This is a genomic window from Endozoicomonas sp. SESOKO4 (assembly GCF_024606275.1).
The window spans coordinates 1-1552 of sequence record NZ_JAHHPS010000500.1; the positions used below are offsets into that span (position 1 = coordinate 1).

The 1552-nt window shown below is 45.7% G+C and carries 1 protein-coding gene; it reads right to left on the bottom strand.

Features of this window, described 5'->3' with window-relative positions; translation table 11 throughout:
* A partial coding sequence (locus tag KDK16_RS09810; protein WP_257275852.1) for a hypothetical protein occupies window positions 1–1552 on the bottom strand: 1552 nt, incomplete at both ends.

A 1552-nucleotide genomic window follows, 5' to 3' on the forward strand; every position in this document is an offset into this window, starting at 1 on the left:
GTTAAGGGTTGCAGGATTTCCAGGTAGAGCCTTTGCATATAGTCGAGTCTCAGCACCCCTGACAGTGGTTGCAACCGGACTGTATACTGTTCCCAGAGGCTCTCATCCGACAATGACTTCAGCCGCTTGGCGAAATAGACAAAACGCTCCCTGTCTTCATCGGAAGAAAACAAAGCCGTTGCCTTATTTAACACGGGCAAAGGCACGGTTTTATCCGCATGATGCCAGAAAAAAATCCGATCCTTTTCGCTGGTCTGAAGGTAGCGCTCGACGCCCTTTCCCCCATAAGAAGACAGAAGCTTTATCAATGATTCCAGCATCAGAACGGTTTCAGTGTTTTCATGTATTTCAAGAAATTGTTTTAAAACCGACCAGTTTAGTGACCAGCCCGGCTTAGGGGTGGCGAGATAGAGAGCGACCGTTTTTATCTGGTGATTGAATTTATCATCTTCTTCAGCTCTTTCATCATCTGAATCGCTGTCTTCTGAAGTGAATTCTCTAAACAGGCTCTTTTTCAGTTGTGTTTCCCGGTATTGCAGTTCCTCAATGGCAGGTAGCCCTTCTGATGCCCAGAGCCTGGCCATAATTTGCAGGAGTAGGTGATTGGGGGCTGTCCAGCAACTTGTCCAGTCCATCACTTGTTTCACTGCCTTATATTTGAGCACGCCTTGACCATTGTTCATGGAAGAAAAGGCGCGGAAGCACTCCATACTGAACTCACCATTTTTTTCTCTCCATTCAGACCAGTTCAGTACCTCTTTCACTTCCTCATATTTTGGCATACGTCTGGTGTAGTACATTAATGAGAAAGAGTGTAATAGCTCCATATTGAACTCGCCATACTTGTCTTTCCATTCCGGCCAGCTCAGTACCTTTATCACCTCACTCTGTTTGGGCATGCCTTTGCCATGATTCATAGACGAGAGGGCGCTGAACAACTTCCTATTGAACTTGCCATCCTTGCCTCTCCATTCCGGCCAGCTCAGTATCTCTATTACCTCATTATGTTTGGGCATGCCTCTGCCATGATTCATAGACGAGAAGGCAAGGAACAGCTCAATACTGAACTTGCCATCTATGCCTCTCCATTCCGGCCAGCTCAGTATCTCTATCACCTCATTATGTTTGAGCATGCCTCTGCCACGGTTCATAGACGAGAGGGCGAGGAACAAGTTCATATTGAACTTGCCATCTTTGTCTTTCCATTCCCGCCAGCCCAGCACCGCTTTCACTTCCTCATGCTTGGGCAAGCTTTTGCCATTATTCATTGACGCAAAGGAAGAGAATACAGCCAGAGTCGCTAAATATTCGAGTTCATCCTGACTGCGTTGGGCAAAATCAAGGATATGTTCTTCTCTATTCTCCAGCATGTTGGTCAGTATGCTGGTACTTTCGACGGTTTCATGAAGGTGCTCAAAAAATACGATCGCATTACGGAAGAAGCCATTAAAAGACCTTCTTTCTACATGGCTAAGTAGCCTGTAAAAAGAGTGTTTGACAGTGATGTTTTTTTTCTCGAATACCTTCATCAGGGTTTTCGCTTTTTCCAGCT